Consider the following 26,966-nt stretch of genomic DNA (forward strand, 5'->3'; position numbering starts at 1 on the left):
CGGCACGGCAGCCCGGCACGGCGGCCCGGCACGGCAACCCGGCACAGCGGCCCGAGGCGGCTCAGACGCGCGGACGCAGGGTCCGATGGGCGAGGACGGCGGCGATCACCATGAGGACCGCACCGATGGTGCTGGTCAGCACGACGCCGGAGTCGAAGGCGGTGCGTGCGGACTCCAGCAGCGGCCCGGCGATGTGCTCGGGCAGGTCCCGGGCGACGGCGGTGGCCCCGCCGAGGGTCTCGGAGGCGGCCTCCCGCTGGGTGCCGGTGAGACCGGCGGGCAGCGCGATGTGGTGACCGTAGGCCGCATTGAGCAGGCTGCCCAGCACGGCGGTGCCGAGCACGGCGCCGGTCTCGTAGGCGGTCTCCGAGATCGCCGAGGCAGCTCCGGCCTTCGTCGGCGGCACCGCGGCGAGGATCAGGTCGTTGCTGAGGGTCTCGGCCGCGCCGATCCCTGCGCCGAGCAGGCAGAAGGCACCCAGCAGCACCAGGTCGCTCCCCCAGGTGCCGGTGACGGCCACCAGGGTGAAGGCGACCGCGTTCAGCGCGAGGCCGCAGGTGATCACGACATGGACGGGCACGCGGCGCACGATCCGCACCACGAGGAGTCCGGCGACGATCGTCACCAGCAGCCCGGGCACGAGCACCAGCCCGGCGTCCATCGGTGAGCGCCCGCTGACCAGCTGCAGGTGCTGGGAGATGTAGTACAGGAAGCCGACCAGGGAGAACACGCTGAGCAGGTTCGCGAGCACGGCTCCGGTGAACACCGGCCGTGTGAACAGGGAGACGTCGAGCATCGGCGAGGGCCGGGACAGCTGCCGGCGCACGAAGGCGACACCCGCTGCGACGGCCACCGCCAGGCAGGCCACCACGGGCAGGCTCGGACCGCTGGCCGCGAGGGTCTTGATCGCGAACACCAGCGGGGTCATGGCGCCCAGCACCAGCAGCACGCTCAGCGGATCCACCGGACCCGGGGCAGGATCCTTCGATTCCGGGATGAGGGCGGGGCCCAGGATCAGCAGCGGCAGCATCACGGGCACGGCCAGCAGGAACACCGCACCCCAGGCGAAGTGCTCCAGCAGGAGGCCGCCGACGACCGGGCCGAGCGCCGCACCGCCGGAGAAGGCCGCCGCCCAGATCGCGATGGCGGTGCGGCGCTGGGTGGGGTCGGCGAAGAGGTTCCGGATCAGCGAGAGCGTGGCGGGCATCAGCACGGCCCCGAACAGTCCCATCAGCGCGCGCGCTGCGATCAGGGTGCCGGCATCCGGGGAGAGGGCGGCCAGTGCGGAGACCACCGCGAAGCCGGCGCTGCCCACGAGCAGGAGGCGGCGACGACCGAAGCGGTCCCCCAGGGAGCCCATGGGGACCAGCAGCCCGGCGAGCACGAGCGAATAGATGTCCACGACCCACAGCAGCTGCTGGCCGCTGGGGGCGAGGGCCTCGCTGATCGCCGGCAGCGCGAAGGACAGCACCGTGTTGTCCACGGAGATCAGCAGCACGGGGAGCATCAGCACCACGAGCGCCGCCCAGGTGGATCGCGTGGCGCGGGCGGGCGCGGAGCTCTCGAGATCGGGCAGCACAGGCACCTCCGGGCGCGGGCGGGGAGTTCGATCAGCGGGTCTGTCAGGGTGTCGGTCAGGAGGTCGAGAGGGCGCTGGCGGCCTCGCGACCCGACCTAAGCTAAACCGTCCGGACGGTACAGTTCAAGGGGTGGCGGAGCGGTTCACCAGTAAGGTCGGTCTCATGTCAGCTCGCGATGCACTGCTCGACGCCTATCAGTCGCTCCTCCTCACCGAGGGTCAGCGCGCCACCACCCTCACCGCCGTCGCCGCCGAGGCCGGGGTCTCCAAGGGCGGCCTGCTCTACCACTTCGCCTCGAAGGAGGCGCTCGCGGAAGGCCTCCTGGAGCGGCTCGACGAGCTGCTGGGAGAGGACCTTGCCGAGATGGCCTCCGCGGCGGACGGACCCTCCCGCTACTACGTGCGCACCTCGGTATGGACCGGCGGCGCCCTCGACCGGGCCTTCGTCGCGGTCTCGCAGCTGGCTCAGGAGGCTCACGCGGGGGCCCGCGAGGCGATGAACCGCGCCCGCCGGCGCTGGCTGGACCTGATCCGGGAGGAGGTGGGCGAGGAGGTCACCGCCCAGGCGATCCTGCTGCTCGGCGACGGCCTCTACTTCGACGCCGCACTCAGCGGCGGCACGGACCCGGAGCGCGAGGACGTGTTCTCCGCCATGGACCTGCTGCCGATCGTGGACCGGCTGCTGGCCGCCGCCCGCGCCTGAGGATTCGTCAGCACGCCCCGCCGCACCAAGGCGTCGAGCACTGCGCCACGATCACGGCGTTGAGCCAGAAACCCTCATCGAATCCTCGTGAGCGGCCGACTCTCATCTTCCTGGCGACCCTCGTTGCAGCATGGTGGCCGTTTCATGGGTTTCGCTCGTCAAACGCCTTCAAGCACTTTGCGGCGCGCTTACCTATCCGCGTGGACCGGACCGAAGAGCCGGTGCGTGCCACGTCGTACGCACCGGCTCTGTGACGAATCGGTCGTCAGTTCGCGTTGAGGTACTGCTGGAGCGCCTTGACGGTGGCGTAGTTGGTGCGGAAGTCCCAGACCCCGTTGCTCTTCTGGCCGATCGCCGCGCGCAGCTTGGCAGTGGTCTCGGACCCGATCTTGCCGTCGGCCTTCGCCCCGACCTTGGACTGCAGGGCCTTGATGTCGGAGGTCGACAGGGAGCCGTCGGCCGTCACCCCGATCCACGACTGCAGGGAGCGCGTGGTGGCGGGACCGAATTTCCCGTCGACGACGAGCTTCCCGGCCGACGAGGAGCCGCCGGTCGAGCCGCCGGTGGAGGGAGCGGGGGTGCTCGCGGCGGGCGCGCCGCTGTTCAGGAACCGCTGGAGCGCCGTAACGCTCGAGGAGTCGGAGCGGAAGTCCCAGGCTCCGTTGCTCTTCTGACCGATGGCGGCACGCAGCTTGGCGGTGGTCTCGGACCCGATCTTGCCGTCGGCCTTCGCCCCGACCTTGGACTGCAGGGCCTTGATGTCACCGGTGGACAGCGAGCCGTTCTGGCTCACCCCGATCCACTTCTCCAGCGCGCGGGTGGTCGCGGGGCCGAACTTGCCGTCGACCACGAGATCACCCGAGGTCGAGGGGGCGCTGGACCCGCCCGAGGAGGAGCCGCCGGGCTGGGCGTTCGCGTCCGCGCCGCCGTTGGCCTTGGTCAGGCCCGCGCGCTGGCCGCAGGTGGGCCAGGCGCCGGGGCCCTGCTGGGCGAGGGTGCGCTGGGCGACGGCGATCTGCTCGGCCTTGGAGGCCGTGTTCGCCGTCGCGGCGTAGGCGGTGCCACCGAACGCCTTCCAGGTGGAGCTCGAGAACTGCAGACCGCCGTAGTAGCCGTTGCCGGTGTTGATCGACCAGTTCCCACCGGACTCGCACTGGGCGACCTTGTCCCAGACGGACTGCTCGGCGCTCGCGACGCCGGCTCCGGCCACGCTGAGGCCGGCGGCGACGACGGCACCGCCGGTCGCGGCGGCGACCTTCGGGGCCACGCGCACGCCGCGGAAGTACACGGGCGAGCCGTCGGCGCGATGAGTGGGAGTGCGGTGCAGTGCGGACATCGGGGAACTCCTGGGGAGGGGAACGGGAAGGCGCGGAACGGGAGGCGTCCGATCGGGACGATGTCGCCGATCATTCGCTGCGTCGCAGGTGAAGAACCTGCGCGCCCGCGGTTCGCTGTCTGTAGCGTGCCCCGGACTCACCCCGGGAAAGAGATGTCAGACCAACTCGGGCCGCATTCTTTGTCATGGTTTTGCCGAAAGTACGATTTTCGAGAACAACACCGGTGGATTTACCGAGTACAAGTCCGCATCCGACCGCTCGCACCGCTCTCACCGCTCTCACCGGCTCAGATGACGGAGCGGCCCCCATCGATGCGCACGTTCTCCCCGGTGATCATCGCGGAGTCCTTCCCGGCCAGGAAGAGGGCCAGCGAGGCGATCTCCTCGGGCGTCACGAAACGTCCGGCAGGAATCTGCGCGCGGGCGTTCTCGCCCTTCTCCCCCACCCAGATCTCCCGTGCGAGCGCGGTATCGGCGATGGTCGGCGAGATGGCGTTGATGGTGACCCCGCGGTCTGCCCATTCCACGGCGAGCACGCGGGTGAATCCGAGGACTCCGGCCTTGCTCGCGGAATAGGCGGCATGCTCGGGCAGCCCGATCTCCGCGGCCTGGGAGACGATGTTGACGATGCGTCCGTAGCCGGCCTCGAGCATGGCGCGGCCGGCAGCCTGGGCCATGAAGAAGCTGCCGGAGAGGTTCACGGCGAGGGTCGAGCTCCAGTCCTTCTCGGAGAGGTCCTCACCGGGAGCGAAGCGGCCGATGCCGGCGGAGTTCACGAGGATGGTCGGGGCGCCGATCTCGGCGACGACACGATCCACCGCGCCGGCGGCCTCCGAGGCGTCGGCGATGTTCGCGCTCACGGCGAGATGGCCCTCCCCGGGAAGGCCGCCGATGGCGTCGGCGAGCGCGGGCGCGATGTCGACCCCCACGATCCGGGCGCCCTGCTCGGCGAGCCGGGCGGCGACGGTGTGGCCGATCCCGGCCGCTGCGCCCGTGACGATGGCGATCTGTCCGGTGAAGTCGGTGCTCATGGGAGCGTCTCCTGTCCTGCGGCGGCGGGCCCGGTGCGCGCATCCCGGTGGTCAGGATCCGCGGCGGCCGATGACTGCGTGCTCGCGATGTGATTGCCTTGTGCTTCCATTGTCCCTCTTCCCTCTCTTCCCTCTCTTCCCTCTCTTCCCTCTCTTCCCTCTCTTCCGTCTCCCGGTCAGCCCTGCCCGTCTGCCGCTTGCCCGACGTCCCGCCTCCCGATGGAGCTGCCGATGCCTCTGCCCGCCTCCGACGATCTGCTGTTCCCCGCCGCGCTGTGGCAGCCCCGCCCTCGCTCCGGCGGCCCGGAGGAGCCGCTGCCGATCACACGGCGGGACGAGCTGGGGATAGAGACCGCCGCGGCCTCGGCCGACGGCTCGCCCCTTGGCGCCGGCCCGGCGTTCGGGGAGGGCCCCCGGGTCATCTCGCGGGGCGGCGACACGGCGCTGGTGCACTTCCGGCACGCTGCCCGCGCGGCGACGGCGGTGGCGCTGCAGGCCAACGGCTGGTGGCGGCCGGAGCCGCGGGAGGCCTGCGATCTGCGGCCGACGGGGAACGGCTGGTGGGAGGGCACCTTCGAGGTCCCCGCGGACTGGCGCGCCACCTACGGGTATGTCGAGCACGAGGAGGACGGCGACCCGCCCTGGTGGGAGTCGGGGCTCAAGGATCCCGGCGCCCCCGTGGTCTCGGACCTGTCCAATCCGCGGCGCCATCGGGCGGCGCGCGGAGGCGCGCAGCGCGCGGTGATCTGCGTGCCGGACGACGGACCGTTCACCCCGGGCCTGGTGAGGGACGGCGAGCCCTCCCCTCTCCTGCACACCCTGGCGACGCGCGAGGGCGAGCCGGTCACCCGGTGGTGGGCCTCACGGCCCGGCGATCCGGGCTGCGAGGACTTGGATCCCTCCGCGCCCCTCCCCCTGCTGATCGTCACGGACGGCCTGCAGCACGTCGACCAGCTGGGCACACCCTCCCGGCTGCGCCGCGGAGTGGCGGCCGGGATCCTGCCGCCGCTGGCCGCGGTGTTCGTCGAGTCCGGGCCGTCCCGCAGCGAGGTGCTGGGGGTGCCCGGCGGTCACGCGCGCTGGATCGCCGAGCAGCTGGCGCCGCGGCTGCGGGAGGAGGGCCTCCGCGACAGCACCGGAGACGTGCCGCTGACCGATCAGGCCTCGCGGACGATCGTGACCGGCTCCAGCTTCGGCGGGCTCACCGCACTGTTCGCCGTGGCACGGGCACCGCAGCTGATCGGTACCGCGATCGCGCAGTCGGTGTCCCTGTGGCGCTACGAGGAGGGGGCGCTCGTGGAGCCGCTGCGTCGGGCGGCCCGGCAGCACCCGTTGCGACTGCGCCTGCATGCCGGGCGCTTCGAGGGCACCATGCCCGCGCGGGCCGCGGCCCTGCTGGACGGGCTCACCGCAGGCGCAGGCACCGATGACCGGCTCGATGCCACCCTCGCCGTGCACAGCGGCGGCCATGACTGGGCGTGGTGGCAGCCGATGATGCTGCAGGAGCTCGCCGCACTGCTGCGCTGAGCGCGAGCCAGCGAGCCAGCGAGCCAGCGAGCCAGCGAGCCAGCGAGCCGGCGAGCCGAGGGTGCCCCGGAACGTTCTAGGATCGTGCGGGTGACCGTCCCCCGTGCCCTGACCCCGCTGGGAGCCGCCTGGCGTGTGCTCGCACTGCTGGCCTGTCTGGCAGTGCTGGTCACCGGCCAGTTCCTCCGCTCGAACGACCTCTTCCCCTTCGGTGTGCTGGATCAGTTCTCCAGCGGCACCGATCCCGACGGCGAAGTGGTCAACACCTGCCTGCAGGGTCAGCGGGAGGGCGGCGCACCGTTCGACATCGACTTCGGCCCGCGCAGCGTCGGGATCGCGCGAGCCGATGTGGAGAACACCCTGCCCGCGATCGAGGCGGACCCTGATCTGCTGGCCCCGCTCGCCGCGGAGTACGACCGTCGCCACCTCGACGAGGAGCCGCTGAGCGTGCTCGTGCTGTGCCAGCGCATCACGACGCTGCGGGACGGCTCGGCCCATGGTGAGGTCGAATTCGTGGAGGTCACGAGGTGGACGGCCACATGAGATCGATCCTGCTCCCCACGCTGCCCACCGCGCGGATCCACGTGCTCCGCGTCATCGTGTACGCCTTCGTCATCCTGGACATCCTCACCCTCTCCGGGGACGTCGTCGCCCATGCCGGCAACGCCGAGTACTACACGCCGCTGCTGCTGGCCCGCATCCTGCATCTTCCGGCGATGACCTCACTGGTCGCGCAGCTCCTGCGGGCGCTGATCATCGTGGCCTGCGTGGCCGCCGTCGCCGGCGTGACGCCCCGCATCACCGGTGCCGTGGTCGCGATCGGCTACTGGGTGTGGATGCTCTACAGCCAGGGATACGGCTACGTCGCCCACGACCACATGGCTCTGATGGTCGCTGTCGCGGTGCTGCCGACGGTCGCGACGCCCCCGCTCTTCGGCGACGGCGGGTCGGTGGGCTCCGCAGCCGGCCGTCCGGCGGGATCCGCGGCCGACGGGTCCGTCGGCGGGGGCACGGTCGGCGAGGAGCCGCGCAGCGAGGCGGCCGGCTGGGCGCTGCGCTGCATCCAGATCGCGGTGGTGGCCACCTACTTCTTCTCGATCGTGCCCAAGATCCTCTATACGGGCTCCCTCGCGGCCTGGGCGAACAGCGCGATCCTCACCTGGGCATCGCTGCGCCGCGGCAGCGTGCTGGCGCACTGGCTGGTGGAGAACGTGCCCTGGATCTTCGTCCCCGCGCAGTGGGGCGGCGTCGCGCTGGAGGCCCTCTCCCCCGTCGTGCTCTTCCTGCGCGGACGCGCGCTGTACGTCGCGATCGCCGTGTACATGAGCTTCCACCTCGCCACCCTCGTGCTGCTGGGCATCCACTTCCTGCCCACCGTCATCTGCTGGGCGGCGTTCCTGCCGCTGGAGCGCTGGCGCGAGCTGGGAGGCAGCCGGAAGCACCGCCGACAGCAGATCCGGTTCGCCGGCTGAGCGACGGACGGCCAGGCCTGCAGTGCGTGGCACCGCCGAGCAACCGGTAAGTCCCAGGGGGAGCGAGTCGATCCAGGAGGGCCCCATTGCCCGCTCCCTACCTCGTGCGGCGACGCAAGTGCCGCGAGCGAACGCGCCCCGTACGATATGTCGGAGGTGAGCAGACGGGCCTTCTCGGTATCGGGCGTCGCGCAGCTGATCGCCCAGCTGGGGACCTCGCGGATGCTGGCTCCGCTCGGTGTGGTCGCCGCTGCGTTCGTCATCGGGGGATGGTGGCCCCACCCGAGGGATAGGAGGCGGTGATGTACAGGAACCGACGTCTTGCACTGTTCCTCGGCGCTGCACTGGCCCTGCTGCTGGGCGCCTCGTCCCTCGCCTCCGCGGCCGGCCCCGAAAAGATCGTGCAGGGCCGCTACCTGCAAATCGTCTCGTCGATGTCGGAGGACGCGGACAACCTCTCCCCCGGAGACAGCGCCCGGTGGACCGTGGGGGTCTCGGCAGATGGGGTCGAGGACGGGATGATCCGCCGCACGCTCGTCGTCGACGGCGCCCTGGCCCCCTACGTGCTGGTGAGCGTCGAGTCCTGCGCCTCCCGCCCCTCCGGGGACGCCTGCCCGGATGCGACCACGCTGGTGAAGGAGCACGCCCCCACCGCAGGCCGCACGATCGACCTGGGCAGCCAGAACACCACCTCGCAGGACTGGCTGGCGGTCAGGGTGACGTTATCCCCGAAAGCCCCCGACTCTGCGCAGGCACTCGCCGGATCGCTGCGCCTGCACGCCCGAGGGGCCGGTGAGGACATCGGCGCCACACCACCCGGGGGCGACGATGAGGGTTCCGGCGGCGACGGTTCCGGCGAGGGCGGATCCGACGGTTCGGACGGCTCAGACGGTCCTCTCGGGAGCTCCGACGGGTCCGGCGCTGGCTCCGGGCCTGCCGAGGGGCCCGAGGGCTCCGTCCACGGCGACGCCGGTGACCAGGCGGGTGTCGGGAATCAGGCATCGGTCCAGCAGGGACTTCCCGGCTTCCTGGCCTCCACGGGATTCGAGCTCGTCCTGTGGCTGCTCGCAGCGGCCACGATCATCCTGATCGGCGCCCACCTGCGTCATGGGCGGAGCGTTCGATGACCGCCGACGCACCCTGTACCCACAAATCGCCGGATAGGCCTCCTTCGGCTGGGTCCTGGAGCGGGCAGCGCGCCGGGCCGGCCGGGACCTGGCCCTGACCGCTCTCGAGCAGCGATGGCATCACAGGGCCCATATTCCCTGGCCGCCAGCGCCCCGTGGGCCTAGTCTGCTCCGGTGCACCACGACCCCGACGCCTCCGAGCACACCGATATGACACGCCCCAAATCCTTCTCCGCGGACGATGCCCGCGCCCCGGTCGCATCCGCCCCGGCGCGCACGTCGGACGCCATCGACCCGCGCAGCCGCAGCGTGATCATCCTGCTGCTGGTCAGCGCGTTCGTCGTGATCCTCAACGAGACGATCCTGTCGGTGGCGCTGCCGCCGATCATGGACGACCTCGACCTCGCGGAGACCACCGCGCAGTGGCTGACCACCGGCTTCATGCTCACCATGGCCGTGGTCATCCCCACCACCGGATATCTGATGGGGCGCTTCTCGACCCGTCAGGTGTTCACCATCGCGATGACCACGTTCACCGTGGGAACCCTGATCTGCGCCGTCTCCCCGTCGTTCCTGCCGCTGCTGGCCGGTCGCATCGTGCAGGCCTCGGGCACCGCGATCATGATGCCGCTGCTGATGACCACGGTAATGAACCTGGTGCCGCCCTCGAAGCACGGCATGGTCATGGGCAACATCTCGATCGTCATCTCCGTGGCCCCGGCGCTCGGCCCCACGATCTCCGGGCTGATCCTGTCGTTCGCGCCGTGGCGCGCCCTGTTCCTGCTGGTGCTGCCGATCGCCGTGATCGCCCTGCTGTTCGGGCTGCGCCGCATCGAGAACGTCGACGAGGCCACCGCCCAACCCGTGGACCTGCTGTCCGTGGCGCTGTCCGGCGTCGGCTTCGGCACCCTGGTGTACGGGCTCACCGGCATCTCCGGTGGTCAGGACCAGTCCGCAGCGGCCGACGCCGCGTCCGACGCCGTCTCCGGCGGGGCGCCGACCGCGGCGATCGTCTGCCTCGTCATCGGGGTCGTCTCGCTCGCGCTGTTCGTGTGGCGCCAGGTGCTGCTGCAGAAGGTCGAGCGCGCACTGCTGGATCTGCGCACCTTCGCCACCCGCAACTTCAGCGTCGCGGTGGGGCTGATGGTGGTGATGATGGGCGCCATGTTCGGCGTGGTCGTGCTGCTGCCGATCTTCCTGCAGCGCGTGGCGGAGCTGTCCACCCTCCAGGTGGGTCTGATGATGCTGCCGGGTGGCCTGGCGATGGGCCTGCTCGCCCCGCTGGTGGGCCGCCTGTTCGACAGGGTCGGGCCGCGGCCGCTGCTGGTCCCGGGCCTGATCGCCGTGGTGATCGGCATCGGGATCATGTCTCGCGTGCCCGAGCAGGCGTGGCTGATCGTGGTGGGCCACGTGGTGATGTCCCTGGGCCTCGCCTTCGTGTTCACGCCGCTGATGACCACTGCCCTGGGCTCGCTGCCCAAGCGTCTGTACCCGCACGGCTCGGCGATCGTCGGCACCGTGCAGCAGGTGGCGGGCGCCGCCGGCGCCGCGCTGATGGTCTCGATCATGTCGCGCGTCGCCTCCGGAACCGTCGCGGACGGCGGCACCCACCTCGAGGGCATCGCGAGCGGCACCTCGGTGGCGTTCACGCTCTCGGCAGTGCTCGGCGTTGCGACCGTGGTGATCGCGCTGTTCATCCGCCGCAATCCGGCCGACGCCGCGAACGCGCCGGTCGCTGCTGCGGAGGCTCCGAAGAGCTCCGAGGGACCGGACGTCCGGTCCTCGGAGGGCCCGGGCGCCGCCGGCTGACGGCGGACCTTCGCCACCGGCCCGTGGGTGCATGCCATGATGGAGCGTGCGTAAAGACCAGCCATCTGAGCCGACGACGGCGGACACCCCTCCCACACCGCGTCGATCCCCTGTCGCACGTCGCACGGCGGGCAGCCCCAGAGCGCTCCGATCCCCTGATCGGCACCCGCGGAATCGTTCGGGGAACGTCTCTGAGCCGCGCTGGCACCGGCGCGCGCAGAACACGGTCGTCGCCGTCCTTCTTCTTGGAGCCGTGTGCGTTGCAGGGTGCACGCCTCAGGCCCCGGCCGGCGACGTTCCGTCCACCTCCTCGAGTGGCGCCACGGACGATTCCACGAGCTCGCCAAGTGAGGACCCCGCGACCGTTTCGTCCTGCAGGTCGTTCTGGGGCGACCCAAACTATGGTGCACGGCTGTCCAGGGATGTTCTCGACCGGGCGGCGACCGCGCCGTCAGCTGGCCCCAGCGATCCTGATTTCTATGCGTTGACCGGCGAAGACGTTGAGAGAGAGTTCTCGGAGGCGCCTGCGCCGATCAGAGAGGCTGCCGACCCGCTGGCGACCTGGATGCGCGAGCAGCCTGCGCGAGGGAGCGACGCGGATCTGGACGCCTTCGAGGACGCGTGGGCCGGGCTGGCCTCCGCCTGCGCACCGTCTTCGGAGGCCGCAGCATGGGTCGGTGGGGACGGCGAGGCCAGCACGAAGCCCGCCGCGCTCGTCTGCGCAGATGTTTTCGATACACCCTCGACGCTGACGATCTTTCATAACGCCAACGTCCTGACGTCGAACATGTTCAAGCTGGTCGGACGCAGCGCCATGACAGTCCCCGAGGACCGCATCGACGAGGTGCAGGCCACCAGAGATCTCCTCGAGGAGGAGATTGACGTGGTCGACGACGATGCTGTTCGCGAGGCCCTGACAGATATTCAGCAGCCGTTCACCGATGCCCTCCACGGCGATCTGTATTCGGATGGCCTTCAGGAGCCCCTGGATCGACTTGGCCCCGCCTGCACGGATGCCGGGTATTTCGTGTCGCCTTCCGATGACGACAGCCAGCACGATGGAGACGACAGCCAGCACGATGGACTTGCATGACCATCGCCGTGCCGACGGAGCTCGCGGGACGGGCAGCCATGTCCTGAGGCGCGTCTATGGCCCAGCCGGTGCGTCTCCGTGCGTCTCGACGAGGCCGTCGTTGAAGGGCATGTAGGGCGCGATGGCAGGGAAGACCACACCGAACAGCGCGACGATGATCACCGCGAGGAGAAGCACGGTGATGGCGATACGCACCCATAGGGTGCCGGGGAGGTGTCGGAACATCCAGGCGTACATCAGATGCGCTCCTCTCGGGATACGGATTTCGGCGCGAGAGACGAACTGAGCGCGGTGTTCCATGTCGGCTCCGCGGTGGAGGCTGCACCGAGCTCTGGGGAAGCGCCCGCGGTCTCGGCATCGTCACCGGACGCGGCCGCGAGGAGCGAGGGGCTGTATGCAGCTGCACTGGCATCGGGGTCACCCTGCTGGGAACCGTCGGTGGCGAGAGCTTCAGGGATGCCATCGTCACGAATGGTCCAATAGGCGAATTCTGCGTGGACGATGTATCGCTCGCGCGCTGAGTACATCGGGTGGCAGGCGGTCAGCGTCATCATCTGTTCGGTCGGTTCGATGTCTGGCTGGCCAGGGGTGGGCGCTATGACTTCGGCCGCGCTGGGGTCAACGATGAGGGACTCGGTGACCTCGTAGACATAGAAAGCGTCAGCGGTTTCGATGACGACGGGGTCGCCCGGCTCAAGGCGCGCGATGCCTTCGAAGACGCGTCCATAGGTGTTGCGGTGGCCGGCCACAGAAAAGTTGCCCACCTGGCCCGGCAGGGCGGTCTCCGGATAGTGGCCGGCGCCCTTGACGTTCAGGACGCGCTCGAGGCTCACGCCCTCGGCCAGAGGAAACCGGTCACGGTCGAACTTGGGCACGTGCATCGTGCCCCACACCTTGTCCTCTCCGAGCACGTCGGGAACAGGCGGCGGACCATCTTGACGCGGAGCGATCCGCTCGGCATCAACCTCTCCCCATTCGTCCTCGAGTCCGGCGAGGATGCCGGACTGGTCGCGGTCTGCGACCACGTCAGTCCACCACAGCTGCCAGACCAGGAACAGCAGCAGAACGGCACCGAGGGTGAGGAGCACTTCGCCGAGGACTCCGGCGGCCGTACGGAGTCGACCGCCGCGTCTGGCGCGGTCAGGGCAGGCAGGGCGTGAGGCCATCGTCCAGCTTTCGAAAACGTGAGGGTCTGAGCACCCTCGGAGTCGGGAAGAGGTCCACCCCGGTCGCGGCGGCGCCTCGGGGCCGCCAATGATCGAACACTACGGCGGAGCAGCTCTCGTACCCAGTATCCCTCAGTGGACGACGCTCGCCCCTGCGAAATGCTAGCTCCCCGCCGCGCAGGGATCCGTGTCCTCGTTCCACTTCCCTGCCATCGTCGAGACCGCGATGCCGTTGACGATCCCGGTCTCCGAATCGGTGCAGTAGGTGTAGCCGAAGCCGCTGGAGGACATCGACTCCAGGCGGATCTGCCCGTCCGGACCGATGTACGCGATGCTCTCGGCATCGATGCGCACCCGCTCCGCAGACTCCTCGCCCACTCCCTCAGCGTCCGTCGCGGTGAACTCCGCGACCGCGGTCGCACTCACGCTCCAGAGGAAGCTCTCCATCGGGTGCACGTCGATCTCGGGGGGATCGCGCAGTGTCCAGGTCCCTGGACCGTCCGGAGCTCTCAGCGTCTCCTCGTCCTCAGGGTCTCCCGGGCCCTCCGGGCTCTCGGGAGGTGGAGGCTCACCGTCACCGGGCTCGGACACAGCGAACGGGCAGTCCTCGACGAGGGACGAGGTGCTGCGCAGACACTCCTCGAGCTCTGCCCCCATCAGCCCCTGGACCTGCTGGCGACCGGCCTCGTCGAGATCGAGCTGCAGATCGTGGATCGGTTTCCGCCAGGTGCCCAGCACCGGCGGCGCCTCGAGTGCGACCCGGGGCGCCTCCTGCCAGGGACCGGGATCCGCCACGGTGATCTCGTAGGTGCCCGGCAGGAGCTGCAGCGCGACCTGCGGCGAGTAGGAGTTCTCCATGGAGACGAGGTCCGTCACCGACACGGGCTCCCCGTTGATCAGGACCTCCTGCACACCCACCGGCACATCGATGAGGAACTCCGGCAGGTGCACGGGCGCCAGATCCCAGCGGACAGGCGCGAAGGCGCTGTCGGAGCGCGAGGTGAGGTCCAGTCGGGCGGTGCTGGTCCGGTCGCCGTTGCCCAGCGTGACGGTGACCGTCGCTGTTCCGGCGGAGACGTCGACGTCATCGACCGTGAAGTATTCCAGGCGGCCGGTCGCGGATTCGAGGATCTCTGCGGTCAGCGCCGCGTCGCTGGCATCGGGAGCGTCCTCCACGTGCGCGCGCACCTGCTCCATGTCTCCGTCCACGATGGCTTGCAGGAAGTCGGTCGCCACCTGTTCGGGGTCGCCCGTGGTCGAGATCAGCCGAGGAAGGCCCACGGTGAGAGCGCCCACCAGGGCCAGGGCGAGGCCGATGGCGAGGACGCGCCGAGTGCGCGGAGACAGGCGCTGGCGGGGGTCAGCGTGGGGGGGGGGGGGGCCGGAAGCGGCACCGCTCGGGTCCGCACTGTCCCCGCTCGCGACGTCACGGGTCACGCCGTGCGTCCCGTACGCCCCTGGCTCACCGGGCAGAAGGGGCGCGGTCCGCGGATCGGTGTCCTCGCCCCACCCCAGCGAGAGCGCTTTCGCCCTCTCACCGCGCCGTCCAGCCCTGACCATTCGCATCCTCGCTCGGTCGCCGTCGCCCGCCCCTGTGGGCGATCAGCATGTCACAGCGCCCCGGGGGTCGCCTTCTCGCGGGCGCGGTCGGCGAAGCTCACTGCCATCGCGGCCAGGGTGAGCGCCATGATGATCACCAGGGCGATGACGAAGGCCTCGAGCCATTCGGTGCCGCCCTCGGTGAGGGAGAAGATGATGCCGGGGATCATGGCGGTGCCCACGGCGGCGCCGGTGCGCTGGCCCAGCTGCAGGATGCCGCCGGCGACACCGCCGAAGCGGGGGTCCACGGAGTTCAGGGTGAGGGTCTGGTTCGGGGAGACCGTCATGCCCTGGCTCAGCCCCATCAGCATGAGAGGCGCCGCCATCCACCAGAACGGGATGGACCCGCTCTCCACGAAGCCGACCAGCACGGCGGTCCCGCCCAGCCCGCAGAAGGCCACACCGAAGCCGGTGATCACCATGCGTCGGCCGAGGGTGAGCACGTAACGGCCCGCGACCTGCGAGGAGATCGCTGCTGCGACCGAGGATGGCAGGCCCATCAGAGAGGCCTCGAACGCGGTGTGCCCGAGGTGCATCTGCAGGTAGAGCGGCACGATGATCCACACGCTGGTGACGCCGAGGAAGTACACCGAGACGATGAGGATGCCGTTGCGGAAGGCCTTGTTCGCGAAGATCGCGGTGTCCACCATCGGGGGGCGCCCCGACCTGCGGTACCGCTGCTCCCACACCCACCACAGACCCAGCACGATCAGGCCGCCGGGGAACGCCAGCCACACCAGGGCGCTGTTCCCCCGCTCGAGGAAGGGCAGCATGATCCCGAGGATCGCCAGGCAGAGCAGGATGGCGCCGATCGGGTCGAGGTCCGGTCTGGCCTTGCCGCGGGCCTTGTCGTCGGGGATGAACTTGAAGGCGCCGATGATGGCGGCCACGCCGATCGGGACGTTCATGAGGAACATCCATCGCCAGCCCTGATCAGGGCCGAGCAGCTGGATCAGGGCGCCGCCGATGACGGGGCCGAGGGCGGTGGCCACCGCGACCGTGGTGGCCAGCAGTGCGAAGGCGCGGGCGCGGTCCTGTCCGCGGAAGTGCTGCTGGATCAGGGCGACGGTCTGCGGGTTGAGCAGGCCGGAGCCGATGCCCTGCAGGATGCGGGCGACGTTGAGCATCTCGACCGACGGGGCGAGGCCGCTGAGCAGCGAGCCGATCGTGAACACGCTGATGCCGATGACGAGCATGCGGCGGCGGCCGGTGGCATCGCCTGTGCGGCCGGCCGGGACCAGCAGCATGCCGAAGGCCAGCGCGTACCCGGAGATCACCCACTGCAGCCCGCCGGAATCCGCCTCGAGGCTCTCGCCGATCGCCGTGAGGGCGACGTTGATGACGCTCACGGCGATGAGGGCCATGAACAGGGGTGCGAGGAGGACGGCGAGCAGCGGCTTACGACGCACCGCAGCAGTCGGTGCGCTGGGGTTGGGGATCACGACGCCACCTTATGCATCCACTGCATTTTTGAGGAGGGTGTGGTGAGCAGAAGGACAGCGCACGCGGCGATCTGTTCGCGTGCCCACCGAGGCGCCGACTGGTCGCCGCGTGATCAGGGCGAGGGGTGCTCTCTGAGCGACCGTGCGGTCGGCACGGTCGGCACGGTCGGCACGGTCGGCGCGGCCACGGCCACGGCCACGGCCACGGCCACGGCCACGGCCACGGCACCAGGTTCGGTCAGCCCGTCCGCGGAGCCGCTCAGCGGCAGGTGAGGCCGATGGCGGGCCCGCCACCGGGCGTCACCCGTCGCCGACGATCAGCTCTGCGGCGGCTGCGCCGGAGGCTGCTGGCCCGTGTGTCCCGGCCCGGACTGACCCGTCGGCCCGAAGGGATTCATCGACTCGGCCACCAGCGGACCGCGGGCATCATCCCGGTACGGCCCCGGCGGGAAGCTGTACCCGGTGCGGGAGGAGAGCTCGGGGGCGGCCAGCTGGAGCGCCCGCGTGGCCGGGCGATCGCTGTAGTCCGCGCCTGGGAAACGACCGAACTGGCCGGCCGAGCCCGCCGGACGGGAGAGGTCCGCCGCCTCGAGCATGCCGAGCGCGTCGCCCGGCGTCGGGAAGTGCGAGGACCACACGTGGCCCGGGGGCAGCGGGGACTGGAACACGGTGCCCGACGGGCGGGTCCACAAGGAGCCCGGCTTGGTGCGGTCGCGCAGGGCGTGCGCGCGCCAGGTGGTGACCGGGTGGGAGGACATCAGGTTCACCCAGTGCACGAAGAAGCTCGGATCGGTCGCGGCACGATCGGCCAGCTCATGCACGTTGACCTCGGCGTTGAGGTACTTGCCGCCGGAGAGCGCGGCGACCACGCCGGGCGAGCCCTCGGGGGCGAAGGAGTAGCCGAAGTTGTCCGCCGTGTACTCCTGGGTGCGGGACAGCGCCGGGCCCAGGATCGGGATCATGTTGATCACGGTGGAGAACACGAGACGGAAGTAGGAGACGTGGCCGGCGGCGAGGTGCCCCACCTCGTGGCCGATCACGAAGCGCAGCGCCTCGGGGTCGCGGGCCTTCCCACCGATCTCGAACAGGTCGGAGTTGATCGCGACGAAGCGCCGGAAGCCGTGGCCGGCGGCGAAGGCGTTGATGACGCCGTTGCCCAGCTGCACGTAGGCGTCCGGCACGCGCCGCATGCCGTACTGCTGGGCGGCCTCGACCACCATCCGGTAGCCCTCGGGGAACTGGGTGGGGCTCATCCGCACCGCGCCGGTGCGCAGCTGGGCATACATCGTGGCGCGGATCCACCAGTAGACGATCGGGGCGAGCGGCAGCAGGACGGCGAGCTGCACGAAGAACGGCAGGACCCCCACGTACTGCCACAGCGTGTCCACCGTGGCCTGGCCTTCGGCGAACCAGAGGTAGATGGTCGTGCCGATGAGGGTGATCCAGGCGAGATAGCCGATGACCGCGAGCGCCACTCCGACGCCGAGCAGCCACAGCTCCCAGGGGTGCCTGACTCCGCGTCGGCCGACGACTCCGTGGACGGTGGCGCCGTTGAGGACTGTCGGGTCACCGGGGCGGTGCGGATCCTTCGGGGCGGTGAGGCCCGGCTGCTGCTCGTCGGTGGAGGGCCACGGGGGCCCAGGGGGTGGCGTCGTCATAGGGGCTCCTCCGTATATCGGCCCGCGGTGGGTCACGGCACGACGCTAGACCGTGTTCCTGTGCTGAGCCACCCTGGATGCCGCTTCGCGGCTGATCATGGACGCAGGGCGGAGCGAGTCCAGCCGAACGGCGACCCCGGGTTCGCCGCTCGTCGGACCCCGCTCCGTGCGGAGAGCCGGACGGTGCATGACCGGCACCGTTCAGCGGAACAGCCGGCCCAGCAGGGCGTTCTTCGCCCCGCGGTACGGCGGGTACACGAGCTTCAGCGTGTCCGGCGTGAGCGGCTTGCGGGCGACGGGCTTGGCGTGGGTGAACGCCTCCAGCCCGGCTCGGCCGTGGTACTGGCCCATACCGGACTCCCCCACGCCGCCGAACGGCAGGGCCGGGGTGCCGATGTGCGCGAGAGTCATCCCGATCGCGAGGGAGCCCGACGAGGTCTCCGTCGCGAAGCGCTCCTCGAGCTTCTTCTTCGCGGTGAACACGTAGGCGGTCAGCGGCTTGTCCCGCTCACGGATGCGGGCGATGGCTTCGTCGGGTCCGGAGACGGCGAGGATCGGCAGCACGGGCCCGAAGATCTCCTCGCCCATCACCGGGTCGTCCCAGTCCACGTCGGTCATGATCGTGGGCGGCAGGTAACGGTTCCTGCGGTCGGCGGTGGCGGTGCCGCCGAGCACCGCCTTGTCGTTGTCGATGAGCGCCCGCACCCGGTCGAAGTGCTTGCGATTGACCATGCGGCCGTAGTCGCGGGCGCGCTCGGGCCGGTTCCCGTACATCGCGCGCGATGCCCGGCGCAGATGCGGCACGAGGTGCTCGATGGTGCGCGGTGTGGCCATGAGGTAGTCGGGGGCGACGCAGGTCTGCCCGGCGTTCGTGAACTTGCCCCAGACGATGCGGCGCGCGGCCACGGCGAGGTCCACGCCGTCGTCGACGAACACCGGGGACTTCCCGCCCAGCTCGAGCACCGTCGGCGTGAGGTGCTCCGCGGCGGCGCGGGCCACGATCCGGCCCACGTGACCGTTGCCGGTGTAGAAGATGAGATCGAAACGCTGCTCGAGCAGGATCGTCGTCTCCTCGACGGCACCCTCGACCACGCGCACCCAGTCGGGATCCAGATGCGCGGCCACCAGGTAGGCGATCGCGCTGGACGTCGCCGGAGCCACCTCGCTCGGCTTCAGCAGCACGGTGTTGCCCCCGGCGATCGCCGCGATCAGCGGGGACAGCGTGAGGTTCACCGGATAGTTCCACGGGGCGATGATCAGCGTGGTGCCCAGCGGCTCGCGCCGCAGTTCGGCCGACGCCGGGGCGAGCATCGCCCCCAGGGAGAACCGCTCGGGCTTCAGCCAGCGCTTGAGGTTCTTCGAGATCTGGCTGATCTCCTCGCTGACCACTCCGAGCTCGGTGATCGCGCTCTCGAGCCGGGACTTGCCCAGATCCTGCGCGAGCGCCTTGGTGAGCCGGCCGCGCTCGGCGCGCAGCCCCTGCTGCAGGGCCTTCAGCTGCGCGAGACGCGCATCGACACTGCGGGTGGTGCCTGCCTCGAACGAGTCGCGCAGCGCGGTCACGTCATCGGTGATCCGGGCGCGCAGGGCGTTATCGGAGGCGGTCTCCGGCTGGTCGGCGGAGGTGGTCGAGGAGTTCACGTCAGTCGCCATGGGTTCAGCGTAGGGCTCACATTGCGCACACGGTGGGCTCGGCTCCACGATGCCTCCGAATCCCGGACAATGGACACGTACGACGGGCCGAGGCGCGGACCGCCGAGGGAGGAATTCGATGACGACCCTGCTGATCGCGGCACCGATCCTGCTGTCCCTGACATTGCTGTTCTCCGGGCTGGCGAAGCTCGAGGCGCGTCAGGGCACCGAGGACGCGATGACCTCGCTGCGGATCCCGCTGCGCTCCTTCCATCGCTCGGTGGCCTCGGTGCTTCCGGTGGTGGAGATCGTGCTGGCGCTGGCGGTGTGGATCCCGTTCGTGCCGCTGCAGGTGATGGCGTCGGTGGTGATCGCGTTGCTCATGCTCACCTATCTGGTGATCATCGCGCGGGCGCTGAGCTGGGAGGAGACCGTGGAGTGCTCGTGCTTCGGCACGCTCGCCTCGCCGACCGTCTCGCGGACCACCTTGGTGCGCAACATCGTGCTCTCGGTGCTGGGCGTCCTGGGGGTGATCGCCGCGGGCTCCGGGCTGATGACGCACATCCTCGTGCGTCAGCCCCTGGCCCTGATGGGGCTGGGCACCGTGCTGATCCTCGCGGTGCTGGTCACGGCGCTCGCGATCGGTGGCACGACGCCGGAGGACGACGAGACGGCGCACGCCGCTGACGGTTCACGATCCCCGCGCGACGCGCTCTCTGCCGCCGGCGCGCAGCCTGTGAGCGATGCGCAGTCCGCGGACAGCGCGCAGTCCGCGGGCGGCGCGGCGGCCTCCGCCCGGTTCACGGACTCGGACGACGTCGACGGGCTCCCGGAGGAGGACGAGCTGCTGGACTACGAGCGGGACAGGATCCCGGCGGGCGTCCTGCAGCGCTCTGACGGTTCCCTGATGACTCTGCGCCAGCTCGCCTCCCACCGTGCGGCGCTGCTGGTGTTCGTGAGCGAGGGCTGCGGGCCGTGCGAACGGGTGCTCGACCAGATGCCGCGGTGGATCGAGGACCTCTCCCCCTTCCTGCAGGTGAAGGCCGTGCTGTCCCGTCCGGTGGATCAGCTGCGCGAGCGCACCACGGGGCGCGTGGGCGAGCATGCCCTGCATGATGTCCAGTTCAGCGCCCGTGAAGCGCTCGGCGGGCGGGGCGCCCCCAGCGCCGTGCTCCTGGGGGCCGACGGGCTCCTGGCCGGTGGCCCGGTGAGCGGGGGCAGCACCGTGATCGAGTTCGTCGACGAGATCTGGGAGCAGCTGCAGCAGGCGCAGGCCGAGGGCGAGCTTCCGGTCGCCGAGGACTGATCACCGGCCGTCCGCTCCAGGTCCGGACAACGTTGGGGCGCCCATCCGAGGATGGGCGCCCCCTCGAAGGACTCGCTGAGCGCACTCCCTCCGGCGAGAGAAGCCACGTCAGGATGCGTGGCGAGCGATCAGATCGGCGGGAAGGCCGTCACTGCCGATTTCACTTCTTCCTGATCGTCGAAGCGGCTCCGCCGGCTCGGCGCCGTCCCCGCGGGGTCTTCTGCGCGGTGGCCGCCGCGTCGACGAGGTTCTGCTCGTCTGCAGGTACCGATGATGCCGACCCTTCTGCCGTCTCAGCGGGATCGGACCACGCGTCCACGCCGTCAGACGTCACGTCGCTGTCGGAGGTCGCGGAGTCGTCAGCGCTCTGCGTCGAGTTATCCGTGTCGTCCGCGACCGGGAACTCGGACTCCGAATCGACTGTCGAGGACTCGGCCGTCCTGCCACCGTCCGCCGCCGAGTCGGAACCGTCGGCGCCTGCAGACTTCTTGCCACTGCGGCGACGCATAGCGGTGACACGGACGCCGATGGCCTGCGCGGCCCGGTTCCCGGTGAGCGTGGTGCGCAGCCAGGTGACGATCGCGATCCACGTGGCGCCGGAGACGAGCACTGCATCCGCCGAAGCCATGATCCCGGAGAAGAACGGCAGGCCCATCGCGATCGCGATGCTCACGTGCATGCCGAGCAGCACGATCAGGGCGATACGGCGGGTGATCTTGTTGAACAACAGGAACGGGAACGCGATCTGCGCGAGCACCGTGACGTAGGTAGCGATGACCACCGGGAACGTCCAGTGGGTCATGAAATCCGCAAGCGGTGGGAACACCCCGTACGCCTCGGACTGCAGGGGGTAGTAGACGGCGGTGCCGTTCTGCCACAGCGTGCCCTGGACCTTGTACAGGCCGGCCTCGAGGTAGACGATGCAGATCTGCGCGACGACGAGGCACAGCCCGATGTTGTGCAGCACGGAGCCCGTCTGCGTCTCGGGGCTGCTCTTCTTCGCACGGCGACGCGAGTCCAGCGACCAGCGCCGGGAGACATCCACCAGGATCAAGTAGATGAGCATGATCCGGATGAAGTAGTTGCCGCCGTCGGAGATCGGCGTGTTCTGCCCGTTCAGCGCGGTGTACGCGATGAACAGCAGCGGCGTGACGATACGGGTGCGCCAACCCAGCACGAAGGCGACGACGAGCGCGATCGTGACGACGTACCAGAGCCAGAAGAACCCGCTCCCGGCCTGCTGCAGCAGGTCGAAGGGGAATTTGTAACCGAGATTCCCCCGGTAGGGTTGCCAGTACGCGGAGCCCGGCCCCCAGATGCGGGAGGCGATCGGAAGGTTCACCAGCAGCCAGCCGAGCAGGAAACTGCCGGAGGCGATGCGCATGACCGCAAGCCCGTGGTCGGCGTGCCGGTCGGTGACGAACCATCCCACGATGCGGTCCAGCAGGCGACCGGGCAGGTCACGATTGCCACGTGCCCAGGTGCGAATCGGGGTGGAGTTGCGCGTGTCGGTCACGACCATGCCGCGTACACCTCCTCATCGAACTCCGTGGCGGGACGCCATCCGATGTTGAGCCACGACTGGGATAGTTCCGCAGAGGGATCATGGCGCTTGCTGAAAGGGGGAACAGCTTCACGGAGCATGCGCACCTCGACCAAGGTGACATCGTCGCCGTAGTCTTCGTACATATAGAGGCTGCCGAGGCCCACGGCCGAGTCCTCAAGTCGCTGATAGCGCCGCAAGTTGCTCAGCTGGGACGAGCTGTAGGTTTCCTCCGCCTCGGAGGAGTAGAGATCAACTCCGAACACGGGCTCACCGTCGATGTGGTTCCCCTCAGCTGTGGTCTGCTGCTCACCGGTGAGATTGGAGGCTGCGGACCAGAACCGCCCGTGCATGACCTTCGACTGGCGGGCTCCGCGGTCTGCGAAGATGTTGTAGTCGATCTCCGCGAACTCATCCTCGGTGACGTTGCGCCACGGGGTGAGTTCAGCGCCCGCGTCGGCTCCCCCGGCACACACGTCGTACTCACTGAGGCAGGCCCTCACCACCATGTACTCATCTTTTGAGTAGGGGGCAGGCGCGAAGAGGCTCCAGCCCTGGTCAAGCGGGCCGCGGAAATAGCTGTTCAACGTCGGCTGCAGGGACTCCTTCAGCGGAGTGTTGGGGCCGGTGAAGGCGAGGGTCGCGCCGATGTGGCCAGCCGCGAGGAGTCCGACGATGGTCAGTACGACGGCGGGAAGGCGGTGGATGCGGGGCTTGGCCATGCGAGGGGGTCCGATCTGCGCAGTGTGCCGGGAGGGGTAGGACGAGCCGATGGCCGCCGGGCCGACACCGAAGTGTCGACCCGACGGCCATCAGTGATGGTTACGCGTCACTCAGAGTGCGGAGCGACGGGACACGAGCAGTCCCGCTGCACCTGCGACGACGAGCAGGGCAGCCAGCCCGACCATCGCAGCGGTTCCGGCCGCGCCCGTCTGGGCGAGGCTGCCGGAGCCACCGGACGAGCCGCTGACGGTCGACCCACTACCGTTCGAGCCGCCGCCGCTGAGGCCGCTGCCCCCGGTGGATGACTCGCCGGAATTGGTCGCCGAGTTATCGGCTCCCGAGCCACTGCCGGTAACGGTGAGATCCGCAGTTGCGGAGTTTCCGTCCTCGTCAGTAGCGACGATGGTGTAGTCGCCGGGCTCGGTGCCCTCGAGCACCTCGAGCTCCGTGGAGAAGGCGCCATCGTCATCAGTGACCACAGTGACCGGGTCGCCGACGGGGTTGCCGTCGGAGTCGGTCAGCTGCAGCTCGACCTCGGAGTTGGGCGGGAAGTTCTCGCCGTCAACCGTGATCGAGTCACCGGGTGCGGCGGTGTCCGGGTCCACCGTGATGGTGGGGTCGGTCGTACCGTCCTCAGCGGCGTTGTCGCCACCATTAACCGCAGCATTGTCGCCACCGTTAACCGCAGCATTGTCGCCACCGTTGACCGCAGCGTTGTCGTCACCGTCGGCAGCGTTGTCGTCACCGTTCACGCCATCGTTGTCGTCACCGTTCACGTCACCGTTGTCGTCACCGTTCACGCCATCGTTGTCGTCACCGTTCTCGGCAGCGTTGTCGTCGTCGGAATCGTTGGTCACACCAAGATCCGTGGTGGCGGTCTCGCCAGTGGTAGCAGTCCCCTCGACCGTGTAGTCGCCGGCGTCGCTGCCCTCAGGGACCAGGAGCTCGGCGGTGAAGCCGCCGTTCTCATCAGTGGTCACCGTGACCGGATCGCCGACGGGATTGCCGTCAGGATCAACCAGCTGGACATCGACATCAGTGTTCGGCGGGTAGTTCTCGCCGGTCACCTCAGTGGTGTCACCATCGTTGACTGTCCCCGGATCCACGGAAAGCGCCGGATCTTCGGCCACGACGTCGCTCACGCGCACCGTGGAAGAGGCCAGGTCAACATTCACTGCGGCCAGGTTCGGCAGCAGCTCCAGGCTCAGGGCGTTGACCGTGAAGGAGTCCTCACCGAGGTAGCCGGGCTCGGGCTGCTCGTTGATCGTCACGGAGACAACCTGGGTCAGCACACCGGAGAGCACCGGGGACAGGGTGTCCAGGACGGGCTGGATGAGTCCGTCGAGAGTGCTGGTCAGGCCGGTGGTCGCAGTGTCCACGACACCACCGATCACGCCCTGCAGCGGAGTGATCACCGCAGTCTCCACGACCGGTTCAAGCGCGCTGAGCAGGGAGCCGAGCGGGATGCCGAGCAGGTTGCCGTCGATCTCGATCGTCGGGTCGCTGTCGTCGGTGCCGGCAAGCTGACCAAGCGTGGTCTCCACGACGATATCGACGTTAGCCGTCGCGATCAGTGCACGAATCTCCGCGGGGAGCTCAATCCTGAGGCCGACGTTGTTGAACACGTCGTCCACGAGGATCTCGCCGACCTTGGTGGTCACGGTGCCGAGAGCCTCGGTGACCGCACCGGTGATGAGCCCGATGGTCTCCGAATCCAGCAGCTCCGTGTTGGCGGGCAGACCGTTCAGGCCGTCCGGGCCGCCGAGTGCCTGCAGGTCCACGGCGATCGTGCCATTGACCAGGTCGATCTTCACGAGGCCGTTCGAATCCTCGAGGGGCTCAGCAAGAAGCGAGGTGCTGGCTTCGTCGAGAGCAGCGTCGAGTCCGATGAGACCGATCGTCCCGCCGCCAGCCTTGACACTCGCGACGCCGAGGTCGGTATCAATAGCGATAGCTTCGGTGACCTGACCCAGCGCACCGTCCGCCCCCACCGCGCCGTTCAGCACGGTGCCGACATCGGTCAGCGCCGAGTTGAGCTCGGTCGAGAGGTCGCCCACGAGCGGCGAGCTGATGACCAGCTGGCCATCCGCGACCACGTACTCAGAGGTGACCTCTTCACCGTTGGCGGTCGCGGTGGAGCCGAGAGCGCCGAGCTGCAGGGAGAGCTCGTCGACGATGTCGTCCGTGAGCCCGTCGACGCCGGCCTGAGCGAGCAGATCCGTCAAATCGACGTTCGCGCTGCCGTAGGTGCCGTTCTCGATCCCGTCGAGATCCAGACCGCCGCCGTCGCCGACCGCACCGGCACTGGCCGTCGAGGTCGTGGCGTCGAGCGACTCCGTGTAGCTCGAGAGCGCACCAGCCTCACCGAGATCGAGCAGGCCTCGCTCCTCGGCGGTGCCGAGCAGCGGAAGGGTCAGCGAGCCGAGATCGAGAGCCAGGTTCTCGTTGAGGAGATCGACATTGAGCGGCTGGCTGTTGGGGCCCGGGTCGCTCAGGTTGCCCGACTGACTGGTCCCGGCGTTGGCCAGGTCCAGAGCGAGCACGTCGGTGTTGATGACTCGGCCGAGTGCTTCAGACTGATCAGTCTCGGCAGCGAGGGCCGGAGGTACGGACATAAGAGTCAAACCCGCCGTGGCTACCGACGCGACGAGACCCTTGAACAAGGTCGATCGACGCCGAGTCACGGACAGAGGCGGTATATGCAGGCGTTCCACATTCGCTCCATCGTGTGAGAGGGGTGGTGGGTCGCGCACACGAGCAGAGGGCACAAGCGACGCGACGAAGTCACAGAAGTGACCCCTGTGAGGTTCTCAGACAACGTTCGGGAAGTGTGCGGCGCCGACACAAACGACCGACCTGTTGCACGAACGTTATGACAATGTCCGATTTGCCGCTTACCATGCGCTGACCTGCGATTATGTAACCCAGAAGTAACCTCGTGGGGCCGTCGCGACCTGGTCACGGCAACGCTGGCGGCACGATGCTGCGCGCAGACCCAGTGGCTGTCGAGCCCGCCTCAGGGAACGCTCGCTTGAGCGAACCGGCCCACCCCGCCAGCGCGGAGCGCCCCGTCAGCGGCCGGGACGAACACTGCGCGGCCGGCCGTGAGCGTGTGGGTCCCTGTCTCCGTCATCAGAGTGGTCTCGCCGTCGAGCCCGAGCACGATCCGGGGACCGGTTCCCGGCACCGGATGCAGCTTCTGAGGGGGCCCGCCTTCGTCCGCAAGCTGCGTGATCGCGAGCTCGAAGTCGTCGACGGGTGCGTAGTACGCGACCGAAGTGGCGTTCTGCCGTTCGGGGGCTACCCGGAGTGGAGGCGTGGCGGTGACGCTCACGCTCTGGAGCACCTCGTCCACGTGGATCTTCTTCGATGTCAGCCCGGCACGCAGCACGTTGTCGCCGGTCGCCATGATCTCCAGGCCCGTGCCGTGCAGATAGGCGTGCAGAGCTCCGGCCGGCACGAACAGCGTCTCCCCTGGCTGCAGCGTGACGGGGTTCAGCAGCAGCGCGGCGACCACGCCAGGATCACCGGGGTGATGCTCTGCCAGCAGCGACACGAACGCGTCGATGCGAGGGGAGGGAGAGGACCCCGCCCGGGATCGTGCCCGACAGGCTGCCACCACCTCGAGCACCGCAGCCTGGGACGGGCGCATCGAGGTCGAGACGAGGGTGCGGAAAGCCGCGCGCATCCCGTGGGCCGTGGGGTTCGAGACCAGCAGATCGTGCAGCCGATCGGTCAGCTCCGTGCCGAGTCCCTCGAGGATCACCGCCGCCCGCCGCGGAGTGCGGAAGCCGCACAGCGCCGTGAACGGGGTCAGCGCGAACAGCAGCTCGGGCTTGTGGTTCGGATCGCGATAGTTCCGCCGGGCCGAATCCAGGGCGATTCCGGCAGCGCTCTCCGCGGCGAAGGACTCCACCGCCTGTTCCTTCGTGGGATGGACCTGCAGCGACAGCGGCCGTTCCGCCGCGATCACCTTCAGCAGGAAGGGCAGACGATTCTGGAACGCTCTCCCCACGCCCTCCCCCAGCATCTCGGCGGGAGCGGCCGCGATCAGGTCATCGAGTCGCTCCCCGCCGGGCGTCGTCGCCGAGCCGAGCGGGTGGGCACCGAACCAGAGCTCGGCCCACGGGGTGCCGTCGGCTGGGCGGCCCAGGAGGTCGGGGATCTCTGTCGTCGACCCCCAGGAGTAATGCTGCGGATGCCCCTCCAGCTCGAGCATG

General features: G+C 69.4%; 21 protein-coding genes. 8 read left to right on the forward strand and 13 right to left on the reverse strand.

The features are described 5' to 3' along the window. Positions 1-61: 61 nt before the first annotated feature. On the reverse strand, positions 62-1,507 hold the full coding sequence (locus CIK71_RS02425; RefSeq protein ID WP_176485513.1) for an MFS transporter: 1,446 nt from the start codon (positions 1,505-1,507) through the stop codon (positions 62-64). A gap of 235 nt (positions 1,508-1,742) precedes the next feature. Here CIK71_RS02425 and CIK71_RS18130 point away from each other — a divergent pair, with 235 nt between their 5' ends. Beyond that, entirely contained in the window at positions 1,743-2,282 is a 540-nt protein-coding gene (locus CIK71_RS18130; RefSeq protein WP_096163588.1) for a TetR/AcrR family transcriptional regulator, read from the forward strand. A 265-nt stretch (positions 2,283-2,547) separates the two neighbouring features. Here the strand turns inward: CIK71_RS18130 and CIK71_RS18135 are convergent, their stop codons facing one another. After that, positions 2,548-3,618 (reverse strand): transglycosylase family protein, encoded by a 1,071-nt coding sequence (locus tag CIK71_RS18135; RefSeq protein ID WP_096163589.1) that lies wholly within the window; start codon positions 3,616-3,618, stop codon positions 2,548-2,550. Positions 3,619-3,905: 287 nt separating this feature from the next. Further along, positions 3,906-4,649, reverse strand: coding sequence for a GolD/DthD family dehydrogenase (locus CIK71_RS02440; protein WP_096163590.1), 744 nt, complete (start codon positions 4,647-4,649; stop codon positions 3,906-3,908). Between the two features lie 231 nt (positions 4,650-4,880). Between CIK71_RS02440 and CIK71_RS02445 the strand changes: the two genes are divergently transcribed. From CIK71_RS02445 to CIK71_RS02470, 6 genes are all read left to right on the forward strand, one after another. Beyond that, positions 4,881-6,176 (forward strand): alpha/beta hydrolase, encoded by a 1,296-nt coding sequence (locus CIK71_RS02445; protein WP_176485505.1) that lies wholly within the window; start codon positions 4,881-4,883, stop codon positions 6,174-6,176. A 90-nt stretch (positions 6,177-6,266) separates the two neighbouring features. After that, positions 6,267-6,719, forward strand: a complete 453-nt coding sequence (locus CIK71_RS02450) for a hypothetical protein (protein WP_096163592.1) — start codon at positions 6,267-6,269, stop codon at positions 6,717-6,719. Beyond that, positions 6,716-7,648 (forward strand): hypothetical protein, encoded by a 933-nt coding sequence (locus tag CIK71_RS02455; RefSeq protein WP_096163743.1) that lies wholly within the window; start codon positions 6,716-6,718, stop codon positions 7,646-7,648. The genes CIK71_RS02450 and CIK71_RS02455 overlap by 4 nt, the downstream gene beginning before the upstream one ends. A gap of 302 nt (positions 7,649-7,950) precedes the next feature. Further along, entirely contained in the window at positions 7,951-8,775 is an 825-nt protein-coding gene (locus CIK71_RS02460) for a hypothetical protein (protein WP_096163593.1), read from the forward strand. A 210-nt stretch (positions 8,776-8,985) separates the two neighbouring features. Further along, positions 8,986-10,584: an MDR family MFS transporter gene (locus tag CIK71_RS02465; RefSeq protein ID WP_096163594.1), complete on the forward strand. Its 1,599-nt coding sequence runs from the start codon at positions 8,986-8,988 to the stop codon at positions 10,582-10,584. A gap of 484 nt (positions 10,585-11,068) precedes the next feature. After that, on the forward strand, positions 11,069-11,677 hold the full coding sequence (locus CIK71_RS02470) for a hypothetical protein (protein ID WP_096163595.1): 609 nt from the start codon (positions 11,069-11,071) through the stop codon (positions 11,675-11,677). 54 nt (positions 11,678-11,731) lie between these two features. Here CIK71_RS02470 and CIK71_RS02475 read toward each other — a convergent pair whose 3' ends face one another. The 6 genes from CIK71_RS02475 to CIK71_RS02500 all read right to left on the reverse strand — a co-directional run bounded on the left by CIK71_RS02475 (position 11,732) and on the right by CIK71_RS02500 (position 19,195). Beyond that, on the reverse strand, positions 11,732-11,914 hold the full coding sequence (locus tag CIK71_RS02475) for a hypothetical protein (RefSeq protein WP_096163596.1): 183 nt from the start codon (positions 11,912-11,914) through the stop codon (positions 11,732-11,734). Next, on the reverse strand, positions 11,914-12,843 hold the full coding sequence (locus CIK71_RS02480; RefSeq protein ID WP_255411058.1) for a class E sortase: 930 nt from the start codon (positions 12,841-12,843) through the stop codon (positions 11,914-11,916). Before CIK71_RS02480 ends, CIK71_RS02475 begins: the two co-directional genes overlap by 1 nt. Positions 12,844-13,005: 162 nt before the next feature. Continuing rightward, on the reverse strand, positions 13,006-14,139 hold the full coding sequence (locus CIK71_RS02485; RefSeq protein WP_141393682.1) for a hypothetical protein: 1,134 nt from the start codon (positions 14,137-14,139) through the stop codon (positions 13,006-13,008). A 314-nt stretch (positions 14,140-14,453) separates the two neighbouring features. Next, positions 14,454-15,884: an MFS transporter gene (locus CIK71_RS02490; protein WP_096163598.1), complete on the reverse strand. Its 1,431-nt coding sequence runs from the start codon at positions 15,882-15,884 to the stop codon at positions 14,454-14,456. 317 nt (positions 15,885-16,201) lie between these two features. After that, a complete protein-coding gene (locus CIK71_RS02495) occupies positions 16,202-17,542 on the reverse strand; it encodes a M48 family metallopeptidase (protein WP_096163599.1) in 1,341 nt (446 codons plus the stop codon). Positions 17,543-17,743: 201 nt separating this feature from the next. Then, positions 17,744-19,195: an aldehyde dehydrogenase family protein gene (locus CIK71_RS02500; protein ID WP_096163600.1), complete on the reverse strand. Its 1,452-nt coding sequence runs from the start codon at positions 19,193-19,195 to the stop codon at positions 17,744-17,746. A 118-nt stretch (positions 19,196-19,313) separates the two neighbouring features. On the opposite strand from CIK71_RS02500, the gene CIK71_RS02505 reads away from it, so the two are divergent. Next, positions 19,314-20,480 carry a MauE/DoxX family redox-associated membrane protein gene (locus CIK71_RS02505; protein WP_096163601.1) on the forward strand — a complete coding sequence of 389 codons (1,167 nt, stop codon included), beginning with the start codon at positions 19,314-19,316 and terminating at the stop codon, positions 20,478-20,480. A 160-nt stretch (positions 20,481-20,640) separates the two neighbouring features. On the opposite strand, the gene CIK71_RS02510 is transcribed toward CIK71_RS02505, so the two are convergent. The 4 genes from CIK71_RS02510 to manA all read right to left on the reverse strand — a co-directional run bounded on the left by CIK71_RS02510 (position 20,641) and on the right by manA (position 26,965). Continuing rightward, entirely contained in the window at positions 20,641-22,002 is a 1,362-nt protein-coding gene (locus tag CIK71_RS02510; RefSeq protein WP_096163602.1) for an HTTM domain-containing protein, read from the reverse strand. Then, the gene (locus CIK71_RS02515) at positions 21,993-22,745 is read right to left on the reverse strand and encodes a DUF5819 family protein (protein ID WP_096163603.1); all 753 of its coding nucleotides are present in this window, start codon (positions 22,743-22,745) and stop codon (positions 21,993-21,995) included. Before CIK71_RS02515 ends, CIK71_RS02510 begins: the two co-directional genes overlap by 10 nt. A gap of 111 nt (positions 22,746-22,856) precedes the next feature. Next, positions 22,857-25,361, reverse strand: coding sequence for a choice-of-anchor G family protein (locus tag CIK71_RS02520; protein ID WP_096163604.1), 2,505 nt, complete (start codon positions 25,359-25,361; stop codon positions 22,857-22,859). A gap of 401 nt (positions 25,362-25,762) precedes the next feature. Next, complete coding sequence (gene manA / locus CIK71_RS02525) at positions 25,763-26,965, reverse strand: mannose-6-phosphate isomerase, class I (protein ID WP_096163605.1); 1,203 nt, start codon at positions 26,963-26,965, stop codon at positions 25,763-25,765. Position 26,966 lies beyond the last annotated feature (1 nt).

This window comes from Brachybacterium alimentarium (assembly GCF_002332425.1).
GTDB classification, from domain to species: Bacteria; Actinomycetota; Actinomycetes; order Actinomycetales; family Dermabacteraceae; genus Brachybacterium; species Brachybacterium alimentarium.